The organism is Micromonospora sp. MP36, from assembly GCF_008119785.1.
GTDB lineage: Bacteria > Actinomycetota > Actinomycetes > Mycobacteriales > Micromonosporaceae > Micromonospora.
Genome location: NZ_VSFA01000002.1, coordinates 328,061 through 348,499, shown reverse-complemented (window position 1 = coordinate 348,499; position 20,439 = coordinate 328,061). Strand labels below are relative to the sequence as shown.

23 protein-coding genes and 1 tRNA gene are annotated in these 20,439 nt (G+C 70.7%); 11 read left to right on the top strand and 13 right to left on the bottom strand.

Features of this window, described 5'->3' with window-relative positions:
• Nucleotides 1–2 precede the first annotated feature (2 nt).
• The 4 genes from FXF52_RS04850 to FXF52_RS04835 all read left to right on the top strand — a co-directional run bounded on the left by FXF52_RS04850 (nucleotide 3) and on the right by FXF52_RS04835 (nucleotide 1,904).
• On the top strand, nucleotides 3–686 hold the full coding sequence (locus FXF52_RS04850; RefSeq protein ID WP_148794010.1) for a FadR/GntR family transcriptional regulator: 684 nt from the start codon (nucleotides 3–5) through the stop codon (nucleotides 684–686).
• Between the two features lie 40 nt (nucleotides 687–726).
• Nucleotides 727–1,185 (top strand): large conductance mechanosensitive channel protein MscL, encoded by a 459-nt coding sequence (gene mscL, locus FXF52_RS04845; protein WP_148794009.1) that lies wholly within the window; start codon nucleotides 727–729, stop codon nucleotides 1,183–1,185.
• Between the two features lie 80 nt (nucleotides 1,186–1,265).
• The gene (locus FXF52_RS04840; protein ID WP_148794008.1) at nucleotides 1,266–1,514 is read left to right on the top strand and encodes a hypothetical protein; all 249 of its coding nucleotides are present in this window, start codon (nucleotides 1,266–1,268) and stop codon (nucleotides 1,512–1,514) included.
• Between the two features lie 30 nt (nucleotides 1,515–1,544).
• The gene (locus tag FXF52_RS04835; RefSeq protein WP_148794007.1) at nucleotides 1,545–1,904 is read left to right on the top strand and encodes a hypothetical protein; all 360 of its coding nucleotides are present in this window, start codon (nucleotides 1,545–1,547) and stop codon (nucleotides 1,902–1,904) included.
• A gap of 7 nt (nucleotides 1,905–1,911) precedes the next feature.
• Here the strand turns inward: FXF52_RS04835 and FXF52_RS04830 are convergent, their stop codons facing one another.
• Nucleotides 1,912–3,132, bottom strand: a complete 1,221-nt coding sequence (locus tag FXF52_RS04830) for a benzoate/H(+) symporter BenE family transporter (RefSeq protein ID WP_148794006.1) — start codon at nucleotides 3,130–3,132, stop codon at nucleotides 1,912–1,914.
• A gap of 81 nt (nucleotides 3,133–3,213) precedes the next feature.
• Here FXF52_RS04830 and FXF52_RS04825 point away from each other — a divergent pair, with 81 nt between their 5' ends.
• From FXF52_RS04825 to FXF52_RS04810, 4 genes are all read left to right on the top strand, one after another.
• The gene (locus tag FXF52_RS04825; protein WP_148794005.1) at nucleotides 3,214–3,762 is read left to right on the top strand and encodes a helix-turn-helix domain-containing protein; all 549 of its coding nucleotides are present in this window, start codon (nucleotides 3,214–3,216) and stop codon (nucleotides 3,760–3,762) included.
• 104 nt (nucleotides 3,763–3,866) lie between these two features.
• Nucleotides 3,867–4,586, top strand: coding sequence for a PP2C family serine/threonine-protein phosphatase (locus FXF52_RS04820; RefSeq protein ID WP_148794004.1), 720 nt, complete (start codon nucleotides 3,867–3,869; stop codon nucleotides 4,584–4,586).
• Nucleotides 4,587–4,694: 108 nt separating this feature from the next.
• Entirely contained in the window at nucleotides 4,695–5,894 is a 1,200-nt protein-coding gene (gene eis, locus FXF52_RS04815) for an enhanced intracellular survival protein Eis (protein ID WP_148794003.1), read from the top strand.
• Nucleotides 5,895–5,933: 39 nt separating this feature from the next.
• Complete coding sequence (locus FXF52_RS04810; protein WP_148794002.1) at nucleotides 5,934–6,683, top strand: ZIP family metal transporter; 750 nt, start codon at nucleotides 5,934–5,936, stop codon at nucleotides 6,681–6,683.
• A 91-nt stretch (nucleotides 6,684–6,774) separates the two neighbouring features.
• Here the strand turns inward: FXF52_RS04810 and FXF52_RS04805 are convergent, their stop codons facing one another.
• Nucleotides 6,775–7,857 (bottom strand): NAD-dependent epimerase/dehydratase family protein, encoded by a 1,083-nt coding sequence (locus FXF52_RS04805; RefSeq protein WP_148794001.1) that lies wholly within the window; start codon nucleotides 7,855–7,857, stop codon nucleotides 6,775–6,777.
• 125 nt (nucleotides 7,858–7,982) lie between these two features.
• On the bottom strand, nucleotides 7,983–8,456 hold the full coding sequence (locus tag FXF52_RS04800) for a DUF1772 domain-containing protein (protein ID WP_148794000.1): 474 nt from the start codon (nucleotides 8,454–8,456) through the stop codon (nucleotides 7,983–7,985).
• A gap of 147 nt (nucleotides 8,457–8,603) precedes the next feature.
• Here FXF52_RS04800 and FXF52_RS04795 point away from each other — a divergent pair.
• Nucleotides 8,604–8,675, top strand: a tRNA-Lys gene (locus FXF52_RS04795).
• 85 nt (nucleotides 8,676–8,760) lie between these two features.
• Here the strand turns inward: FXF52_RS04795 and FXF52_RS04790 are convergent.
• From FXF52_RS04790 to FXF52_RS04755, 8 genes are all read right to left on the bottom strand, one after another.
• The gene (locus FXF52_RS04790) at nucleotides 8,761–9,981 is read right to left on the bottom strand and encodes a tyrosine-type recombinase/integrase (protein WP_148793999.1); all 1,221 of its coding nucleotides are present in this window, start codon (nucleotides 9,979–9,981) and stop codon (nucleotides 8,761–8,763) included.
• Nucleotides 9,981–10,178, bottom strand: a complete 198-nt coding sequence (locus tag FXF52_RS04785) for a DNA-binding protein (protein ID WP_148793998.1) — start codon at nucleotides 10,176–10,178, stop codon at nucleotides 9,981–9,983. The genes FXF52_RS04790 and FXF52_RS04785 overlap by 1 nt, the downstream gene beginning before the upstream one ends.
• Nucleotides 10,175–11,746 carry a replication initiator gene (locus tag FXF52_RS04780; RefSeq protein ID WP_148793997.1) on the bottom strand — a complete coding sequence of 524 codons (1,572 nt, stop codon included), beginning with the start codon at nucleotides 11,744–11,746 and terminating at the stop codon, nucleotides 10,175–10,177. Before FXF52_RS04780 ends, FXF52_RS04785 begins: the two co-directional genes overlap by 4 nt.
• Nucleotides 11,747–12,815: 1,069 nt before the next feature.
• The gene (locus FXF52_RS04775; RefSeq protein WP_148793996.1) at nucleotides 12,816–13,598 is read right to left on the bottom strand and encodes a hypothetical protein; all 783 of its coding nucleotides are present in this window, start codon (nucleotides 13,596–13,598) and stop codon (nucleotides 12,816–12,818) included.
• Nucleotides 13,595–14,104: a hypothetical protein gene (locus tag FXF52_RS04770; protein WP_148793995.1), complete on the bottom strand. Its 510-nt coding sequence runs from the start codon at nucleotides 14,102–14,104 to the stop codon at nucleotides 13,595–13,597. The genes FXF52_RS04775 and FXF52_RS04770 overlap by 4 nt, the downstream gene beginning before the upstream one ends.
• Nucleotides 14,105–14,696: 592 nt before the next feature.
• Nucleotides 14,697–15,113, bottom strand: a complete 417-nt coding sequence (locus FXF52_RS04765) for a DUF2809 domain-containing protein (RefSeq protein WP_148793994.1) — start codon at nucleotides 15,111–15,113, stop codon at nucleotides 14,697–14,699.
• Nucleotides 15,114–16,033: 920 nt separating this feature from the next.
• Nucleotides 16,034–16,867, bottom strand: coding sequence for a hypothetical protein (locus FXF52_RS04760; protein ID WP_148793993.1), 834 nt, complete (start codon nucleotides 16,865–16,867; stop codon nucleotides 16,034–16,036).
• Nucleotides 16,868–17,598: 731 nt separating this feature from the next.
• Nucleotides 17,599–17,823, bottom strand: a complete 225-nt coding sequence (locus tag FXF52_RS04755) for a winged helix-turn-helix domain-containing protein (protein ID WP_073834199.1) — start codon at nucleotides 17,821–17,823, stop codon at nucleotides 17,599–17,601.
• A gap of 260 nt (nucleotides 17,824–18,083) precedes the next feature.
• Here FXF52_RS04755 and FXF52_RS43980 point away from each other — a divergent pair, with 260 nt between their 5' ends.
• Together FXF52_RS43980 and FXF52_RS04745 are read left to right on the top strand one after the other, a co-directional pair.
• Nucleotides 18,084–18,491 carry a hypothetical protein gene (locus tag FXF52_RS43980; RefSeq protein WP_370517877.1) on the top strand — a complete coding sequence of 136 codons (408 nt, stop codon included), beginning with the start codon at nucleotides 18,084–18,086 and terminating at the stop codon, nucleotides 18,489–18,491.
• A complete protein-coding gene (locus FXF52_RS04745) occupies nucleotides 18,488–18,829 on the top strand; it encodes a hypothetical protein (protein ID WP_255471734.1) in 342 nt (113 codons plus the stop codon). Before FXF52_RS43980 ends, FXF52_RS04745 begins: the two co-directional genes overlap by 4 nt.
• A gap of 229 nt (nucleotides 18,830–19,058) precedes the next feature.
• Here the strand turns inward: FXF52_RS04745 and FXF52_RS04740 are convergent, their stop codons facing one another.
• Both FXF52_RS04740 and FXF52_RS04735 read right to left on the bottom strand, forming a co-directional pair.
• Entirely contained in the window at nucleotides 19,059–19,664 is a 606-nt protein-coding gene (locus FXF52_RS04740) for a histidine phosphatase family protein (protein WP_148793991.1), read from the bottom strand.
• The gene (locus FXF52_RS04735; RefSeq protein ID WP_255471733.1) at nucleotides 19,661–20,413 is read right to left on the bottom strand and encodes a CbtA family protein; all 753 of its coding nucleotides are present in this window, start codon (nucleotides 20,411–20,413) and stop codon (nucleotides 19,661–19,663) included. Before FXF52_RS04735 ends, FXF52_RS04740 begins: the two co-directional genes overlap by 4 nt.
• Nucleotides 20,414–20,439 lie beyond the last annotated feature (26 nt).

The window sequence follows — 20,439 nt, the reverse complement described above, 5'->3', positions numbered from 1 at the left end:
CGGTGACACGCGCCGTTGATTCCCTCGCCGTGCCGCCGCGTGGGCACCGGGTGCGGCAGACCATCGAGCAGCTTCGGACCCGGATCCTCGGCGGCGAGTGGCCGGTGGGTAGCCGGATCCCCACCGAGCCCCAACTCGTCGCCGCGCTGGGCGTGGGGCGGAACACCGTCCGCGAGGCGGTCCGCGCCCTGGTGCACGCCGGGGTGCTGGAACCCCGCCAGGGCTCCGGGACGTACGTGGTGTCGACCGACGAACTGGCCCCGGTGGTGGCCCGCCGGCTCACCGACGACCGGATGGCCGAGGTGATCGAGGTCCGCCGCGCCTTCGAGGTGGAGGCGGCCCGGCTCGCCGCGCTGCGGCGTACCCCCGAGGACCTGGCGGCGCTCGACGCGGCGCTCGCCGCCCGGGAGGCCGCGTGGCGCTCCGGCCGGGTGCCCGAGTTTGTCGAGGCGGACGCCGCGCTGCACACCGCGGTGGTGGCCGCCGCGCACAACGCCATGCTGGCCGAGCTGTACGCCTCGGTCGGCGCCGCGCTGCGCAGCACCGTCGCCCAGGCGATGGGGGACGCACTGGAGCCCGAGCGGTACGTCGACCACGGTCGGCTGGTCGACGCGATCCGGGACGGCGATCCGACCCGGGCGGCGATCGAGGCCGGTGCTTTTCTGGAGGCTCCCTCCAGGGCATAGGTTGTCCCGGACGGAGATACCGGACAGCACGGGAGAGCGGATGCTCAAGGGCTTCAAAGACTTCATCATGCGCGGCAACGTCGTCGACCTGGCGGTCGGTGTCGTCATCGGCGCCGCGTTCACGGGCGTGGTCACGGCCTTCACGAACTCGTTCCTGAAGCCGATCATCAAGCTGGTCGGCGGCGGCGAAGATCAGTTCGCCGGAGCCTGGGAGATCAGCAAGGGCAACTTCATGGACTGGGCCGCGTTCGTCAACGCGGCCATCACCTTCCTGATCACCGCCGCAGTGCTCTACTTCCTGGTCGTCTTCCCGATGAACAAGCTCGCCGAGCGGCGCAAGCGCGGCGAGGAGCCGCCGCCGAAGGCGCCGAGCGAGGAGGTCCGGCTGCTCACCGAGATCCGGGACGCGCTGCTCGCCGGCAACCACGCCACGCCGGCCCAGCGGGGCGCGCTGGACGACGTGCTGGGCCGCCGGCAGGAGCCGCCCGCCGCGCGCTGACGTACGCGAGCACACCGGCCCCCGTGGGAATCCCACGGGGGCCGACGCGTGTCGAACACATGTTCGATAGAGTCCCGGTCATGGAGCAGCGCAGGCACTGGTGGAACGGGAAATGGGGGCGGCTGGCCCGGCGGGACGTCTTCCTCCGGGTCGACGGCGACCGCTGGCACGTCGAGCAGCGCGCCGGCGGCGCCGAGGGGATCTCCCAGTTCTACGAGTACGGCAGCGCGGAGGAGGCGGAGGAGACGGTCCGGGCGCTGCTGGAGGGGACGGACGCCTGGCGCGAGCTCTCGCCCCGTCCGCCCAGCGGCTGGACCCCGCCCGTTTAGCGCCGGGCCGGCCCGGGAACCGCTGACGGCATGAGTCAGCAGGTGATTTCCCGGGTCACCACGGGCATGCGAGTGGTCGACTCGACCGGCGCCGAGGTCGGCACCGTGGATCTCGTCCAGCGCGGCGACCCGAACGCGGTGACGGTGCAGGCACCCGCCGGGGTCGACCCGGGCGGCAGCCTGGACGAGTTGATCGAGTCGGCGGCGGTCGAGGAACCGGACGTCCCCGCCGACCTGGCCGCCCGACTGCTGCGTACCGGATACCTCAAGGTCTCCACCGAACTGGCCCGCACCGGCGCGGTCTACGTGCTGGCCGACCGGATCACGGCCGTCACCGACGACGGCGTACGCCTCGACGTCCCGGCTGCGGAACTGCCCGAGGAGGAGTGACGCCTGATCAGGCGACCCGCGCCGGGGTGGCCGGCTCGGCGGCGGACGGGTCCGTCGGGGGTGGTGCCGGACGCTCGGCACTCCGGCGGCGGCGGAAGAGCAGGAGCATCAGCCAGCCGGCGACCAGGCCCCAGAACGCACCGCCGATGCCGAGCAGGCTCACTCCGGAGGCGGTGACCACGAAGGTGACCACCGCCGCCTCGCGGGCGTCCGGCTCGGCGACGGCCGCCGAGACCGCGCCGGCCAGCGCACCGAGCAGCGCGAGCCCGGCCACCGCCTCGACCAGGATCGGCGGGGAGAGCAGCACCAGGGCGGTCGCCACCCCGGCACCGAGGCCGAGCAGCGCCATGCCGATCCCGGCGGTGACCGAGGCGATCCACCGCCGCTCCGGGTCGGGGTGGGCGTCGGGGCCGGCAGCCAGCGCGGCGGTGATCGCGGCCAGGTTCACCGCATGCCCGCCGGCCGGCGCGCCGAGCGCGGTGGCGAGGCCGGTCACCCGGAGCGCGGAGCCCAGCGGGGCGCGATAGCCGTAGCCGGCGAGGACGGCCGTGCCGGGCACGTTCTGCGCGGCCATGGTGACCAGGAACAGCGGCAGCGCGAGGCCGACCACCGCGGGCAGGGTCCAGGTGGGCGCGGTCAGCGCGATGGTCGGGGCGAGCTGCGCCCGGGTCGGCCCGGAAGCGGTCAGCGCGATCGCCACGGCCGCCACGGCCAGCGCGCCCGGCACCGCCCAGCGGCGGGCGAAGCGGTGCAGCACCAGCCAGGTGAGCACCACCGGTCCGGCCAGCCTGGGCACCTCGACGAGGGCCCGGACGGGCGCGGTGCAGAGCGGCAGGAGCACCCCGGCGAGCATGGCGCTGGCGACCGGGGCGGGGATCGCGGCGACCGCCCGGCCGAGCGCCGGGACCAGGCCGGCGGCGGCGATCAGCAGGCCGGTGAGCAGGAACGCGCCGACCGCCGCCGGCCACCCGCCGGGCACCGGACCGGTGGCGACCAGCAGCGCCGCGCCCGGGGTGGACCACGCGATCGCCAGGGGCAGCCGGTGCCGCAGGCCCAGCCAGACCGCGCAGCCGCCGGTGGCTAGGCAGAGCGCGAGCAGGCCGGAGGCGGCCTGCGCCTGGTCCGCGCCGACCGCCCGCAGCCCGGCCAGCACCACCGTGAACGAGCTGGCGAATCCGACCAGCGCGGTCACCACACCGGCCAGGACCGGTTGAAGTCGACCCGCCACGCCATCCTCCCGCCGTCGTTCCGTCGGCCATTCCGTCGAACGTTCCGTTTACGGAACGCCTCGATGTAGCACCATAGCCGCATGGCAGCAGCCCCACCAGCCCGGGACCGGGCGCCCGAGACGGTCGGCCGCCGGGTCCGCAGCCTCCGCGAGGAGCGGGGCATGTCCCTCTCCACGCTGGCCCGGCTGGCCGGCGTCGGGAAGGCCACCCTCTCCGGGCTGGAGAACGGCACCCGCAACCCGACCCTGGAGACCCTGTACGCGATCACCGCGCAGCTCGGCGTACCGCTCACCGCCGTCCTCTCCGAACCGGCGACGACCCCCACGGTCACCGGCGCGGCGGTCAGCGCCACCCTGCTGGAGGTCTTCACCGACACCGACGCGACCTACGAGCTCTACCGGATGCGGGTCGCCCCCGGCCCGGGCCAGCTCTCCCCCGCACACCAGCCCGGGGTGACCGAACACGTCACCGTCTTCGCCGGCGTGCTGCGGGCCGGGCCGGTGGGCGCCCCGCTGACCGCCGCGGCCGGCGAGCATCTGCGCTGGACCTCCGACGTCCCGCACAGCTACGCGGCGGTCGGCGACGAGGAGGTACGGGCCAGCCTCCTGCTGCGCTACCCGCGCCGCTGACCAGCGTGGACCCGGTCGCCCGCCCCGGACAACGGAATCTTTCTCGGCCGTACCCCCGGGTAGCGTAGAGACGGCGGTGGGGTCTTCTTGGCAAGCTTGACCCCATGACGCTCATCCTCCGCTCGGCCATCCTCAACGACGTCGGCCTCATCCGGACCAACAACGAGGACTCCGCCCTCGCCGGTGACCGCCTGGTGGCGGTCGCCGACGGCATGGGCGGCCTGCCCGCCGGCGAGGTGGCCAGCGAGATCGTCATCCGGATCCTGGACGAGCTGACCCCGCCGACCGGCCCCGACGAGGCCGCCGACGCGCTGCGCGCCGTGGTCAGCACCGCCAACCAGCGCATCCGGGCCGCCATCACGGTGGATCCGACGCGCGACGGCATGGGTACGACCCTGACGGCCGGCCTGCTCGCCGGCGCCACCCTGGTCCTGGCCCAGGTCGGCGACTCCCGCTGCTACCTGCTGCGCGACGCCGCGCTGACCCAGCTCACCCGGGACGACACCTTCGTGCAGGCGCTGGTCGACCAGGGCGCGCTCTCCCCCGACCAGGCCCGGCACCACCCGCAGCGCTCCCTGGTCACCCGCGCCGTGCAGGGCGCGGACGCGCCGCCGGCCATCGGGATGCTCACCGTCGTCCCCGGCGACCGGCTGTTGCTGTGCAGCGACGGCCTCTCCGACTACGTGGAGGACATCGCGATCGCCTCGGCGCTGGCCACGTACGGCGACCGGCAGCAGTGCGGCGAGCAGCTGGTGAAGCTCGCCCACCAGGCCGGCGCGCCGGACAACGTCACGGTCGTGGTCTCCGACGTCACCGAGGTCTGACCCGGTGTCCACCGCCCGGCTGCGCCGGCGCCAGCACGTCCGGCACCTGCCGGTGACCTGAACGGCAATCGGGTTGCGCCCGCCGCCCGCCCGGGTTGGGATGGACGGATGATCATCCGCCGGCTGGCCGCCGAGGAACGCCTCACCCACAGTTTCCCGCTCCAGGCGTACGCGTTCGAGGCGTCGCCGATGGGGCCGAACCGGCTCGACCAGTACCGGGAGTACCTGCCGTACAACGCGGGCAACCGGACGCTGGTCGTCGAGGAGGACGGCGGCGCGATGGCCGCCGCCACGGCGATCCCGATGCGGCAGAACCTGCGCGGACGCGTCCTGCCGATGGCCGGCGTGGCCGGCGTGGCCACCCATCCGCTGGCCCGCCGGCGCGGCCACGTCCGGGCGCTGCTGCACCAGCTCCTCGACGAGATGCGCGCCGAGGGGCACGAGCTGACCGCGCTCCACCCGTTCCGCGCCTCGTTCTACGAGCGCTTCGGATACGTCGGGCTGCCCGCCCGGCGTACCGCGGTCTTCTCCCCGGCCGACCTGGCCCCGCTGCTCCGCGCCGAGCTGCCCGGCGAGGTGGTCTGGGAGCGGATCGCCGCCGGCTACCCGGCGTGGCGCGCGTACACCGAACGGTGCCTGGCGGAGCGGCACGGGTTCGCCGTCTTCCCCGATTTCCGCGCGGTCGGGCTGCGCGATCGGGACGACCGTTGGCTGCTCACCGTCGTCCGCGACGGCGCGACGGTCGGCGCGGTCACCTACCGCATCGACGACCACGGCGGCGAGCTGATCGCCGACGACCTGCTCGCCGGCGACCCGTACGCCCGGGCGTCGCTGCTCCAGTTCTTCGCCCGCCACGTCGACCAGGTGGAGCGGGTCCGCGTCCAGCTGCCCGCCGACGAGCTGCCCGAACTGTGGCTCGCCGACCTGGCGGTGCACGTCGAGGCGCGGGTGTCCCGGCCCGGGTCACCGGCGCCGATGGCCCGGCTGCTGAGCCTGGACGCGCTCGCCGGCCTGCCGGCCGGCACCGGCCGGGTCACCGTGGAACTGGTCGGCGACCGGTGGCTGGCCGGCACCCACCTGCTCGACGGGGCCACCGGGCAGCTGGAGGTGCTGCCCAGCGACGCCGCCGCCGTCGGCACCGTCCCCACCGCGACGCTCACCGCCGCCGGGCTCAGCGCCCTGGCGTACGGGGTGCTCGACCCGGCGGAGGTCGCCATCCGGGGGCTCGGCGTGGTGCCGGTGGACGCGGCCGCCGAGCTGCGCCGCATCTTCCCGCGCCAGCTGCCCTATCTGTTCGCCGATTTCTGACCTGGTCTCCGTCGCTGGGGCGGGCGTAGGGTGCTGCCCGTGCCGCAGTGGCTGGAAGCGGGTTTCTGGGGTCTGCTGGCCGGGTCCGCCCTGTTGATCGGCGCGGTCGCCGGATACTTCGCGCGGGTGCCGCGCCGGATCATCGCGTCGATCATGGCGTTCGGCGCGGGGGTGCTGCTCTCCGCCGTCTCGTTCGAGCTGATCGCCGACGCGCACGAGCGGGGCGGCCTCACACCGACCGTGATCGGGGCGGTGGCCGGGGCGCTCGCGTACACCGGAGCGAACGTGCTGCTGGCCCGGCGCGGCGCGCGGCACCGCAAGCGCTCCGGCGAGGAGCAGCCCTCCGAGCAGGAGCAGCCCGGCTCCGGTACGGCGATCGCGGTGGGCGCGCTGTTGGACGGCGTACCGGAGTCGGTGGTGATCGGCGCCAGCCTGCTCACCGGCGGCCCGGTCAGCCTGGTCACGGTGATCGCGGTCTTCCTGAGCAACGTGCCGGAGGGGCTGTCCAGCGCCGCCGGCATGCGCCGGGCCGGCCGGACCAGGCGGTACGTCTTCCTGCTCTGGACGGCGATCGCCCTGGTCAGCGGGGTGGCGGCGCTGGCCGGGTACGCGCTGCTCGGCGGCGCGCCACCCGAGGTGCTGGCCGGCATCACCGCACTGGCGGGGGGCGCCATCCTCGCCATGATCACCGACACCATGGTCCCGGAGGCGTTCGAGGACGCGCACCTGCTGGTCGGCCTGATCACCGTCCTCGGCTTCCTGGTCGCCTTCGCCCTCTCGCACGCTTGACGCCGGAACTCGTTGATCAAGAAGTTTGCGTCTCCAGGGAGATCGACTCGGGCGCGAACTTCTTGATCAACCCGGCCTGGTGGGTGGGTGGTCAGTAGGGGTTGGGGTGGCCGGGGAGGCGGGACTGGAGGAGGGCGGCGGGGCGGCCGGGGAGGGTGGGCGCCGTCGAGAGGGGCGGCGCCGCAGTGCCGGCGTGGTGGGCCATGCCGGTGAGGACTTCCCGCAGCGCGGTCACCGAGTCGACCTGCGGGGTCCAGCCCAGCTCGGTCTCGGCGCGCTCGCTGGACATCAGCGGCACGTTCAACGCCAGGTCGACCCAGCCGGCGTCGACCGGCTGCAGCCGCACCCGCCAGGTCAGCGCCGCCGCCGCGCGCAGCACCGGGACGGCCACCGGCACCGTCCAGCCGTGGAAGTGCCGGGCCACCAGCTCCGGGGTCAGCACCGGGTCCGCGGCCACGTTGAAGGCACCGCGCGCCTCACCCAGGACCGCCTTCGCGTACGCGTCGGCCACGTCGTCGGCGTGCACCGCCTGCATCCGGAGGCGGCGGTTGGTGGGTACGAGCGGGATGCGGCCGTACCGCAGCAGCCGCACCGGGGCCAGCGGGCCGAGGAAGTAGCGGCTGATCTCGGTGCCGGCGTCCCGCTGGAAGGTCAACCCCGGCCGCAGCCGGACCACCCGCAGCTCCGGGCGCTCCCGCTCGACCGCGTCGAGGAGCGACTCCACCTCGGCCTTGTCCTGGCTGTAGGACGACTCGGGCACCCCGGTCGCCGGCCAGCGCTCGCTGACCGGGTGGTCCTTCGGGCCGGCCGCGTACGTGCCGACGGACGACGCGTACACCAGGGCGGGGACGCCGGCCCGGACGGCCGCGTCGATCACCGCGCGGCTGCCGCCGACGTTGGTCCGGTACAGGGCGCGCCGGTCGTGGCTGGGCTGGATCTGCCAGGCCAGGTGCACCACCGCCCGCGCCCCGGCGAAGATCGCGGCCAACTGCTCGGCGGCCTCGGGGCCGCCGATGTCGCAGGAGTGCCACTCCACCCGGTCGTACGGCTCCCCCGGGTCCAGCCCGGGCAGCCGGCGCGCCACGCCGACCAGTTCCGTCCCGGACTCCCGCCGCAGCCGGCGCAGCAGCGCCGTCCCCACGTTGCCGGTGGCTCCCACGATCACGATGCGCATGTCGCCTGCCGTACCCGCTGCAGCGGGTCCCAACCGCCGTGGCCGGTGAGTGCGACGCCAGGTCGGCGAGCTGGCGGTGACCGCGCCGGCAGGACACCGCCACGTCGCCGATCTGCCGCCGCGCGTCAGTCGCTGCCCACCAGCGCCCCGATCAGGCAGCCGAACGCCGCGACCGAGGTGATCGTCCGCGCCAGGTTCCACCGCACCCACGGCGCCTCGAAGCGCTCGCGGATCGCCGCCGGGTCGTCCGCCGGGCCGGCCCGGTCGAGCTGATCGTTCAGCGGCACGTTCCACCGCATGGTGATCACCAGCGTGGCGCCGTAGAGAACCAGGGCCGCGCCCGTCCAGACCAGCACCGGTCCGTCCGCGTAGTGCAACGCCACCGCCGCCACGATCAGCACCATCGACCCGAGGAACGCGGTGAGGAACCACCCGTTCAGGATCCGCCGGTTGATCCACTGCATAGTCTGCACGAAGCTCCGGTCGTCCGTCGCGGCCAACCCCGGCATCACGGAGCACGAGTACGCGAAGAACAGCCCCGCCATCAGCCCGGCCAGCAGGGTCGCCGCGACCAGCACCCCCGTACGCACGATCATCATGCGGCAAGCCAAGCGGAGAACGACGCTCCTGACCACCCCGCTTCCGTCACGCGGCGGGTACCGGCCGTCGGGCGTCGGTGCCGGGCATCGATGGGCGGTGGGAAGCCGGAAGCCTGGCGCGGACGGGTTCCGGTAGCCTGAGCGGGCGGGCCGCTAGCTCAATGGCAGAGCTGTGGACTTTTAATCCATAGGTTCAGGGTTCGAGTCCCTGGCGGCCCACTCTTACGCAGGTCAGCGGCCCCGACCGGGGCCGCTGTTGCCTTGATCGGGGCCGGTACAGCAGCGAAGTACAGCAGTAGGCCCGTCAACGGTCGAGCGCGCTGCCGAGCCGCTTGAGCGCGTCGCGGGTGGCCGCCGACGACACCACCGTGTAGATCTCCATCGTGATGGCGAACTGAGCATGCCGAAGGATCTGCATCGCAACCCGGGGATGCACGTCCAGGTCAGCCAGGAGCGACGCGCAGGTCCGCCGGGCGTCCCGCACGGTGATACGCCGGACTCCGGCTGTGTTGCAACGCCTGTCCCAGAAGCGGTTGAAGTTGCGCGGCTCGACCGGCCGGCCGTAGCGGGTGGTGAAGATCAGGTCCGAGGGCTGCCAGGCCGGGCCGGCGGTGTCCCGGGCGGCGGTCTGCGCGGTACGGCGGCGGTCGAGCGCCACGGTGCAGATGTCCGGCAGCGGCAGGGTGGCGTCCGAGGCGGCCGTCTTCGTCTCCCGGTGCAACAGTTCGGCACCGACCCGCTGGAGCTGCCGATCAATGGTCAGCTCCCCCGCGTTGAGGTCCACGTCGGCCCAGGTGAGCCCCAACATCTCGCCCTTGCGCAAACCGAGCACCAGGACCAGGACGTACGCGGCATAGAGCGGGTCGTCGTCGGCACGGGCCGACTCCAGGAAGCGCCGCGCCTCGTCGCTCGTCCACGCCTTCCGCTTGCGCTTCCGCACCGGTGGCAGCTTCACCAGGGACGCGACGTTGCGGGTGATCAGCCCTTCGGTGATCGCCTGGGAGAGCAGCGTCCGGAGCACGGTCCGCAGATGCGTGACACTGGTCGCCGAGGGCAGATCCTGGCAGCAGCGGCCGAGGGCACAGCAGCGACGCTGGGCGGGCTTGCGCCGCTCGTCCTTGCCTTGGGCGCAGCACTGACAGGTCCGCCCCACCTCGTTGATCCACGTCTGGACGTCGCTGACCCGGAGCTTGTCGAGGCGTTTGCGGCCCAGCCCCGGCACGAGGTAGAGCCGGACCACCACCTCGTAGGTGACGTAGCTGCCCGGAGCGAGGTTCGGCTTGACGATCTCGCGCAGCCAGTAGCCGGCGTACTCCCCCACTGTCGGGGAGCGCGTCGCCACCGGGCCGGCCTTGGCCTGCCCGTGCAGCTTGATCCACTTGTCGTGGACCTCTTCCCGGGTCTTGCCGTAGACCCACTTCCGTCCCCGCCTGCCGTCCGGCTTCTCCACCCACACGTACGCGGCGAAGCCGTTCCGGTACGGGAAGATCGATCCTTCGCCGTTGGCTCGTGCGCGTGCGGGCATCAGGCGGCCTCCTGGCGTTCGACCTGCTCGCGGATGTAGTCGTCGACCCATTCGGGAAGGATGCGGCGGTACTTGCCGTCCTTGATGGAGCGCAGCTCGCCGGTGGCGATCTTCATCTTGACCTTGGAGATCCCGAAGCCGAGCAGCACGGTGACTTCTGCCGGCGAGTACCAGCGGGGGCGGAGGTCGTGGGTCATGCGGCGGCTCCGGTGAGCCCGGCTTCGTGGGCGAGTTCTTCCCGGCCGATGCGTCTGCTCTCGCGTCGCTGTTGGGCGGCGGTGTTGGCGAGCAAGGCGTCACCTTCGGTGAGCCAGCCGGACCCGCGGTAGGTGAGGGTGCCAACAGTCAAGGTGTCGGTCGGTTCGTCGTCTTCGGTGCGGCGGTAGGTGGCGCGGGTGTCGCGGAGCAGGGCGAAGGTGACGGAGTAGCGGCGGGCTTTGGTGAGGAAGTGACCGCCGAAGCCGAGCATGTGCGCCCAGCGGCGCAGCCCGGCGTAGGGGCGCGGTTTGCTGTCAAGGCTGTCTTGACGGTCATCGGCGGTTGCGGCGCCGCTGCTGGTGTCGGTGGGGGTGGGGCGTCCGAGGTGCCAGCAGGCGTCGAGGAGGCGGGCGAGGTGGTCGCCTTCGGGGTCGGCGTAGTCGTCGATCGTGGCCGGGGTGAGCCGGGCGAAAGAGTGGCCCGTGGCTTCGGTGGCCTTGGTGGCGTACTTGGCGAGGTAGGCGGCTACCTTGCCGTTGGTCAGCTCGCCGCTCGTGGTGTTGATGCGTCTGACGTCGACCTGCTCGCCCCAGGCGATCAGCCACCCTTCGGGCTGGTCGGGGTGCGGTGGCGTGTTGACGGTGATCTGGCCGGCGGCGGCGTGGATGGCGGCCTCCAGGTCGTCAATGGTGATGCCGGCCGGTGGCGGCACGAGGGCGTCCGGATCGTCGGGGTCGATTCCGTCGAGGCGTAGCAGGACGTGGAAGTGCACGGCTGCCCGGCGCTGCATCTCGGCGACCTTGCCGTGCGACACCCGAACGGGCGGCACCCAGCGCACCTTGCCGGAGGCCGAGACGACCCGGACGAAGGGGATGCCGCGCTTGCGGCAGAGCGCGGCGAGGTAGCGGTCGGCGGCCTGCTTGGTGCGCCGCCACAACTCGCCGGAGAAGTAGTTCCAGACGACCTGGTGGTCGTGGTCGTAGCAGTCCAGGCACAACGGCCGTCCGAGCCGCGGATCGTCGGCCTCGTGTCGAGCAAAGCACGCCGCGGGCTGCCCGTGTGGGCAGGTGCCGGCGCTGCTGCGGGCGCGGCAAGGGGACGGGCGGCAGTCGCAGCGCTGCCGGTTGCGGCAGGTGTGGCGTGCGACGTGGCGGTGGTGGACCGGGCCGAAGGACGGGGCAGTGAAGGTGGCGAAGACGACCGGGTGCCGGCCGACCGATGCGGGCACGCCCTTGCCGCCGGTCAGACCGCGAACGACGACTTGGTAGGCGTCGCCCCGGTAGACCCAGGCGCAGTCCGGGCACACCGATTCGCGGCGGTTGCCGCACGCCTTGTAGAGCGTCCGGTCGGGCAGCTCGTCGGTGTGCAGCTGGCCGGTGATGCGGCCGGTGTTCCGGTCGACGGCGGCGATGGTGCCGGTGAGGCGGATCGGGCGAGCACAGCCGCCGGCGGGGCGGGTGTGCTCCAGCCAGCCGGAAAACTCCGGCGATGCGGCGCGGTGCAGGACCTGGGCGTCCCGGCCGACGGCGAGACCAGGGCGGTAGATGGTGAGCGGGGTGGTGGACACGGCTGTCTCCTCATCAGGGGGTGGCAGGGACGGGAGACGAAGCACCACCAGCCGTGGACGTCTGTCCGCTGGTGGTGTTCGTCGTGTCTCCTGGCACCGCCGAGAGGGCGGCTGACGCCGGAGGGCGGGTTCGTGGTCGTGCCACTTCCCGCCGATGGGTCATGTCCTTTCACGTGCGTGGACTTGGCAATTGGGGCCGGCACGGGTGGGGAGCCTGGAATATCGGCATCCGGCGGGTTGCCGCAGGCCGTCCCCACCCGTGGAGGTGAGCGAATCCGGGCCACCGTGGACGGCAGGAAAGGCCATGCTGGGCCACTCAGCGGATTCGGGGAACCGGCACAGCGGCCGGTGCGATCGAGAGCCGGCGGGACGTGGCCCGCGTCAGCGGCAAGAAGGCCGCTCGGCATCTCCGACGTCGAGTCCAGCGATCCGGCAGGAAGGCCGCGCTGGCGTCCTCGACGAGCGCCAGAGTAGCACCGGGTGCCGACACGTCAACCCGCCGTGACCTCTCAGGCCGGGGCGGAAGGGCCGGCTGCCGGCCGGTGTGGGAGGACTTTCTGTACGTCTATCAAGGCGGCCCTTGACGGGCCGCACGCGCCGCCGCCTGGGCGCGCGCCGGCCGCTGCCGCTGTCGCTCTGCGGCCGTCACGCCTGACGCCCGGCGGCTGGCGCGGACAGCGGGGAAGCCCGGAGGGCCGCCGCAGAACGACAGGAGCGTTGACCGGTGGATGGTGTGCCGGCAGCCGGCCGGGCCGCGCGGCCACAAGCCCGCGCGGCGTGAGGGAGCGGACGCCGGCCGCGTCGGCGAGCTGGCGGCGGTCGCCGGGTTGCGGTTAGGGCGCCTCCGGCGGGGGCGCTCCGGCTCCAGGATGGCCGGGGCACCGTCGGCGGGTCACGGTCCGTGGGTGGTTGCGGTAGGCCATCCCGCCTGCCATCGACCCGGGCGAGCCGAGCAGACCACCGCCCGACCCGCCAGCGCCCGAACCTGCGTCAAGGTCCGCTTGACGTGGCGGGCCGGGCGGCGGCCCGCTCCCCAGGAGGGCGGGTCGACGGCAGACGGGATGGCGCTTTAGCGATCTGAGTGGTCGTTGGGCAGGCTATCGGCGCGCTGTTTGGGTGGCAAAAGACGAGGCCAGCTGGGGATGCGATCCCGCATTTGCTCAATCTGCTCCATCGCGGCGGTAAGCTCGTCGCCGGAAAGTTCCAGCTTTTGTTCGTGGACCAGTGCATTTCGGAGCCGAAGCAGCAGGCGGAAGTTGTTGATGTCGTCAGTGGACCAGATCCCATCCGATGCAAGCACCGCGAAGATTGCACCGAGAGGGCCTTGGGCGGTGTCGAAATCCACTTCGCGCGCCACATAGTTTCTCGCATCCGTTTCTAGGCGCGACATCCCTCGAAGGAACAGTTGGGCATCTAGCACTACGGTCGCTGCTCGTCGATCAAGCCAATGAATCACGAACTGAGTAAGAAGTGCAACACTGACGCCCGACACGGCTACCAGTGGTGCCGAGTACCAAGCTTCATCCTTCGTGCTGTCCAGTAAGGAAAAGGCCGCGGTTGCGGCGATGGCAATGGGCAAAACCGCCATCAGCAAGCGAGGCGCGATGCTATTCGCCCGCCGCAGGACACCGAGGTAATGCGTTCGAGCGTCAGTCATAGAGATCCGTTGGATCGCCTCGGAAACCTCATCGGCACGAACTCTGCCCACCACGCCGTTTTGCTGACGGGCTCGCGCAATCTCCTGAAGCACCCGCCTATTGATAGAGTCGATATGTCCGGCGAGAACGCCAGCGGCCTCCTCCGTGAAATCACGGATTGCGACCTCGTCAGTCGTCAGTTCCTCTCTTTTCACCGACGCCTCCTCAAAGCCGCGATGGCATACCCCTGAGCCAACACGCCGATAACCGCGCAGCCGATAAACGACCACCACTGCCAGCGTGAATTCAGGTAGCTGCCGAAGACGCCTGCGAACATCGCCGCCGTAAACGCCGCCAACTGAGCCACCATAGCCCAAGGTGGTATCGGCGGATCGGGATCCCGGCGGGGGTTGCGAACTTCGTCGTTCGCTTTAACCACCATCGTGGCGGTGATCTCGGGAGCATCCACGACGTCTGCACGTTCGGCCTCTTCAAGTCGAGAGGTTTCTCGTGACAGCGCCATACTGAATTCATTGACACATGCCGCATATCGGTGCATGGCCTGCTCGGTCATACCGCCAGGCACCCATATTTCGATGTTGACTCGACGGTCCGGCTCTTTGGACGGGATGCGGTGGCCGGAGAAAGAATACGAGGGAAGCTCATCTTTTTGGAGACCGTCGAGTTCCGAGGAGCGATCAGCCGTTGATCTTGAGTCCACAGAAGCTCCGCATCTCCTGGGCAGTTCGTCTTGCAGTCCCTAGATGCTAGGGCATCTCATCGATGCCCAGGCATCGACCGCGCGACGTGGAAGGCCGCCGATTGGGGTCCCTCGTTGCCGACGAGCAGTCCGGGGGCAGGGAAGCGTGGCCAACCTGCCCCCAGCGTAGTCAGGCGATGAACAGTGCTGTGAGAGCGGTGATCGCGGCGATGAGTGTCCCCAGCGCTGTGACCAGCCCCGTTACAGCCGTGAGGTAACCGATCCGGCGCCCGTGCAGCGCCCATCACTCGCTCTGTGCACGGCTGTGCCCCTGGCGCTACAAGTTGAGGGCGTCATACGGAGGCAGCCGCGACGAGTCAGGCCAGCGTCGCCCACAGCTTGCCCGCAATCCGACGGCCAGCCATCGGAACTAGGCGGACCTCCAAAGATCATCGGGCACAGATCCGGCACAGCCGACAGCAAAAACGCATGCGAAACGTCGAGAGATACTGAGGATCGCAGCGCTGGCCAGCGGCTCGATGAGTCCAGTTTCGACGGTTCTGCCGTCGCCTCGCGGCTTAGGGGTTCAAGTCCACGCCAGCGCGGGAGGGGGCTAAGGCTCAGCGGGTGTCGGGTTTGGTTGGGAACGTGTGCGGGCAGCGAGGAACCAATGCGCGGCGACCAATGGGATGACGCCGACGGGGTACCAGGCAACATCAATGAGGTCGAACTGGGCGCCTAGCAGCTGGCGGGCGAGCCAGCTGCGTTGGGAGAGTGCCGCGGGTATGGGGGTGAGCTGTGCAAACTCGATGAACCAGCAGTATGCGATCGCGGCGCTGCCGGCGGGAAGTGGGGAGATCAGCGGCCATATGAAGATCACTATCGTGTAGACGATGGCCGCGGACAAGGCGGCGCCTGAGTACTGTTCGATAGGCCCGTCCATCGCGGCGCGGATTGCGAAGGCCGCGCCTATAAAGCCGGCTGCCGATACCACCATCAGCAGCCGAGTCCAGCGCACTGCGAGCGACATCGGGCAATCATAAGTGGCAGCGCAGGAGAAGTGCCTCCCACAGGTGAGCCCGGGTCAGACGGGTGAGTGAGGCAGCCAGGAGGCAGCGAAAGCAGCAGCAACGGCCAGCGGCGGACGACACGGGATGGCGAAACAGCCATGGCCGGCACCACAGAACGGTGCGCGACAGCACCCAACGGTGGGCCCCACCCGTGTTCACACCGAAGTGGTCAGCGTCCTTCCGCTGGTGCCTATCGCCGACGTTGCAGGGCCCGCGACAGTCGATTGAGGCAAGCTTCGTTGTGTGCCCGTATCGTGGGTAGGAGTCCGGGGACATCCATGAACGCGGTCAACGGTGTGTAGAAGTGGCGGCCCGAAGGGGATCGCCACTTCAACGCGGGATACGAGGTCAAGCCTTCAACGTCGCTGCGCGGGATCGAGCGGGACCACAAGAGCCCTCGGACTGTGATGCCTTCTCGCCCAATCGACACGGACATGCGGTAACCGCGGACGGACAGGATGAGCCCAGCTACTAACGGGGTCAAGGAGGCGAGCGCTGCATAGCCGGACAGGTCCTCGGCGAGCGGCCAAGCCAACAAGGCGACCACGATGCCGGGTGCGGTGTTGGCGATGCGAGTCATCAGCAGTGGTCGGAGTACCACCGGCCGATCATGACAGGTCCCGTCTCGTCGACTGCTAGAGATATGGCTCGGTTGGTGCCCGGGGTTGGTCGAGAAGTGCTTGCGCGTGAGTCGGGCAGCTGTCGACAGCAACGGTGACAGCAACCGGCCGGGATGAGGACAGCCGCCGACGGCCGGGCGCGGACAGTCGCCCGAGGTCGCGGATGAGGACGGACCCCGCCGGACGAAGCGCCCAGAACTTGTAAGCGAGTAGTCCGTGGCCACGCGTCGGGCCGTACCGGCCCGTATGCGGCCGAAGCCTCAAGCTTCCGTGCCGATCGGCCGGACTGCGGGCGCCCGGGCCAGTCGCCACCGGGTCGCGCTGTAGCCGAGCAGGAAGACGATCGCGGCCGCGCCCAGGCTCGGAATCATGGTCGCGGCGAGGGCCGGCCGGCTTGGAGCAGTCAGGGCACCGAAGAACGGGTCAGCGGTCAGGTACAGCGACCCGCAGATTGGGACGACGACAGCCACCGTAACCGCCCACCAGCGGTTGAGTAGCGCGGCTAGGCCGATCCCGACGATCGCGAACAGCGGGACACCGGCCGCCGCGCGAAGCACCACCGGCCACACCGACTCGTCGGCCAAGATCTGTACCGGCAGGAAGATGTCCTTCGAGACCATTTCGCGCCGAACCCAGTGGCCAGCGACCACTCTGGGTGCCAACGGCAGCACTGCGGCGAGGTCGGCCACGGCGAGGAGCACACCGAACAACGCGGCCACGCCCGCCTTCGCCACTAGGTACCGGACGGGAGAGGGCGGCGGGGGGAGCCGGGCCGGCGACGATGCCAGGGCCGGCAGGGAGGGCCGGGCCGGGCCGCCGGGCAGTCGTGGATCACGCAGTACCAGGAACGCCCCGGCCGCCAGCGCGGCTAGTTGAGCCCAGCCGAGGCCCGAGGTGTGGATCGCCCTGACGTCGAAGTGGTACGCATCAAGCTGTTCCTCGAAAGTCTGCGGGTCGTCGTAGACGTAGAACATGTAGGCGCCATCGTTGAACGAAAGACCGCTCAGGCCGGCGAGCGCGACCAGGGGCGGCAGGAGCCACAGCGCCCGACTGCGGGCCAACCCGCGCAACTCCTGACGCAATAGACCGCTCATCGGCGTCAATCTACCCGTAGCGGCCGATTTGGCTCACGGACGGCGCCGGGCGGACCAGTTCCTGCTTACGTCTGCCTTTGGCACCCCGATGGCGAACAGATCCGCTGTCTCACCGGCGCATTGCCGCCCAGGGTGATCGCCCGTGGGCACGTCCCCGCACCCCGCGAGCAGTCGCTCGACCGCCGAGGCAGCCCACAGGTCGACGGAGGCAGCGAGAAGGCAGCGAAAGCAGCGGCAACGGCTGCGGCCAGGCGTCACCAGACCCCGCATGGAGTGCCCTATATCGAGAGTCCCTTACACGCAAACTCAGCCGTTGCTGCGCACTGCCCGGCTCCCCCCGACGGGGGTCAACCTCGACGCTGAACGCCAGTCGACAATGCGAGGTATGAAGGTACGACGGAGACCGCGCTGGTACGGCGACTGCCCCGAATGCGGGCATGACTGGCGCGAACACGAGCCGCCGGAGCCATGTAGCGAGTGCCGGTACGAGATCGAGCACCAGGAGCCCGATGCTCCAATCGCTGCCTGCAGGGCGGTTGCCCCGCCGCCTACGCGATGACGACAGCCGGTTGCCGCCGGTGGCTGTCGACAGCAACGGGTCCAACCACCGGAGGCCGGCCACGGCCGGCGACGGACGACGGGCCGAGGTCATGCACGAGGACGGATGCGCCTGGACGGCCCGCACAGAGCTTGTAAAACGAGGCGTCCGGACTCGGCGTATTACCCAGGGCCTACCTGGGCAGGGGGTTGGTGACGTACACGCCCTTGCCTTGCCGGCCGTCGATCAGGCCCTCAGCTTTGAGCAGGAGCATGGCAGCTCGGATGACGGTGTTGCTGACCTCATAGTGCTCGCAAAGGGCAGCGAACGAGGGCAACTTGTCGCCCGGCTTTAACTGTCCGGAGCTGATCTGCTCGCGGATATCTCGGGCGACCTGCAGGTAGGCAGCTTCAGACATAGGTGGTGCTCCCAGCTTGGCGGCTGGTGCAAGCAGACCACATCGCGGGCTCGACTTACAACGCTATGTGTTGTAGCTGTTGACCCTGCGCACATTGCGTCCTAAGTTGCTCGTGGGGCTACCCAGCTTGGCGGTCGGGTGTCCTGCCGTGGGCGCCCCGTCTCCGGACACGGCTGATGGGGTGCCCACGGACCCCAGGCGTCGGCGGGAGGCGCGGTGACCAGACCTAACGATGCGAGTGCTTCGACCACAGGTGCCGGCTGCGCTGCCCGGGATGCGGGCCATTGGCGGCAGGGGTCGGAGAACAAAGGGCGCGTGTCCTACGACGAGTACGTCCTGGCGGTAGCGCTCACCCTCGCACGGCGGCACCGGCCGGTCTGGTCCTGGCGGAAGTGGCGGCGGATCTGCCGCTGCGGTGCCGAGCTGCCGTGTCGCGCCCGGCACCGAATTCCGATCAATCGCGGCCACTGGCCAGGAGAGGAGGCCCAGTGAAAGACGACCAGGAGCACGCGATCCTGGCCGCACACGTTCCCGGGCTCGACGGCATGTGCGTCGGCTGCCGCGCCTGGTGGTCACGGCTGACGCCGTACCCGTGCTGGCAGGTGGACTGGGCAACCAGCCGGCAGGCCCGGACGATCACCGCTCGCTTCCTGGAGGGTGTGCGGTGACCACCCACGGCCCGATCATGCCGATCTGGAACTGCGGAGGCTGCGACCTACCCTGGCCCTGCCCGACCCGTAAGCGGGAGCTACGGGCGGAGTACGCCGATGCTCCGGTGTCGCTGGCCCTCTACCTCGGCTCCTACCTCGTCCAAGCCACCGAGGACATGCCGTGGACGCCGGCCGGCGTGCTGCACCGACGCTTTCTCGGCTGGACCAGGGCCGACGCCAGCAGTACAGCAGCGATGCACAGCAACCGTGCCAGCCGAACCCGACCGAGACCAGCCTCAGCAGGCCGGATGACCTCGGACGGCACCCGATCCGGCCGGCTCGCCGGCAATCCATAGGTTCAGGGTTCGAGTCCCTGGCGGCCCACTCGTACTCAGGTCAGCGGCCCAGACCGGGCCGCTGTTGCCTCGAACCGGCCCGTACACCCGTAGGCCGGGCACCGACCGAGCGCCGGGCGCTGCCGCCTGCCTACCCGTCACGCCGGCTATCGGCACATCAAGTCGATCAGTGCCCAGCGTTCGCCGATCTCCGTGAGGCCGACGCAGCAGGCAGGTTGCCGCAGGCCGCCTAAGTTCCATGTCTGACGGCAGCCGTTGGTCCTGCCGTCGCCAGGTGAACTTTCCATCCCCGGGGGCCTGCCCGTAGGTGCAGGACCGACAGCGGCGCGACGTCGAGTTGCCAGAAGGCTGTCGACGGTGCTCGCAGGGCGTTGACCAGGGCGGCTCGGATCACTGCCGCGTGGGTGATCGCGGTGATTCGCTCGCACCGTGTTGTCTGTGCGTGAAGCCAGTGGCCGACGCGGTCGATGAGCGTGGTGAGGGTCTCTCCGCCGTGTGGTGCGGCGTCCGGGTCGATGAGCCATCGCTGCACACCGTCGGGGTTTGTCGCGGCGACCTCGTCGAGGGTGTGGCCGGTCCAGTCTCCGTAGTCGCAATCGGCGATCGCGGCTTCGATCGTAGGTCGTAGTCCCCAGGCCATCGCGGTCTGGACAGCCGCTTCGGCGGGGCTGCTCACGCACCAGTGCTCGCCCCAGCGCGCGGGGGCCTGGTTGGCCAGGGCGAGAGCGGCACGGCGGCCGCCCTCGTCCAGGTCCACGTTTCCGCTACCGAAGGTCGCCAGTCGTAGGGCACGGGTGGGTGCGTGGGCGACCAGCTGAATCCCGGTCGTGGTCACGCTCTGGCAGGAACGGTCGCCTCTGGTGAGGGCTCGCTACCTGCAGCCTTCGCCTGTCCACGCTGCAGCAACGCGGCGAAGGCAAGCCCGACGCCGGCCCACAGCACCAGCTGGGTGCCCAGCGAGGCGAGCCGGAAGTCCCACAGCAGGCCCGCCGGGAAGTTCGCGGGCACCTCGTTGAAGGACGGCAGCGCCCGGTAGCCGACGGCCACGGTGGCCAAGAAGCCGGCGACGGCGGCGGCACAGCGTGACCACTGTGGTGCCCCGGCGCGCATGGACCGGTAGGCGAGGGCGCCGGCCCACACCGCCACCAGGCCGAGGATCACCATTGCCAGGTAGCTGCCGGTGCGCTGGTTGATCGTGTCGGGGTTGCCAACCGCAGGCGGATTGGCCGGATACTTGCCGAACGGCACGATCACCGCACCGAGCAGCGCCGCACCGGCCAGAGCGAGAGCGGCATGGGCGTCGTGGCGGATCCGCAGCCGACGCCGCAGCAGTGCGTACGCGATCGACAGCAGGCCGCCCATGGCGACGCCGAACAACCCGGTGGCGAGGAAGAGCCCAGCCCGTTGGCCTTCGCGGCTGACCAACTCTTCGGCGTGGTGATCGTCGCCGGTCGCCGGATCGGCGTGCACAGCCTGTTCCTCAATGGCGATCGCCGCCTCGACGCGGGGTCCACCGGTGACATGGGCGAAGGCTCCGGCGAGCAGGCCAGCAATCAACCCGGCCAGGAGACCACGCAGCAGCACGGAGGTGAAGGTAGGCATCCCGGCGG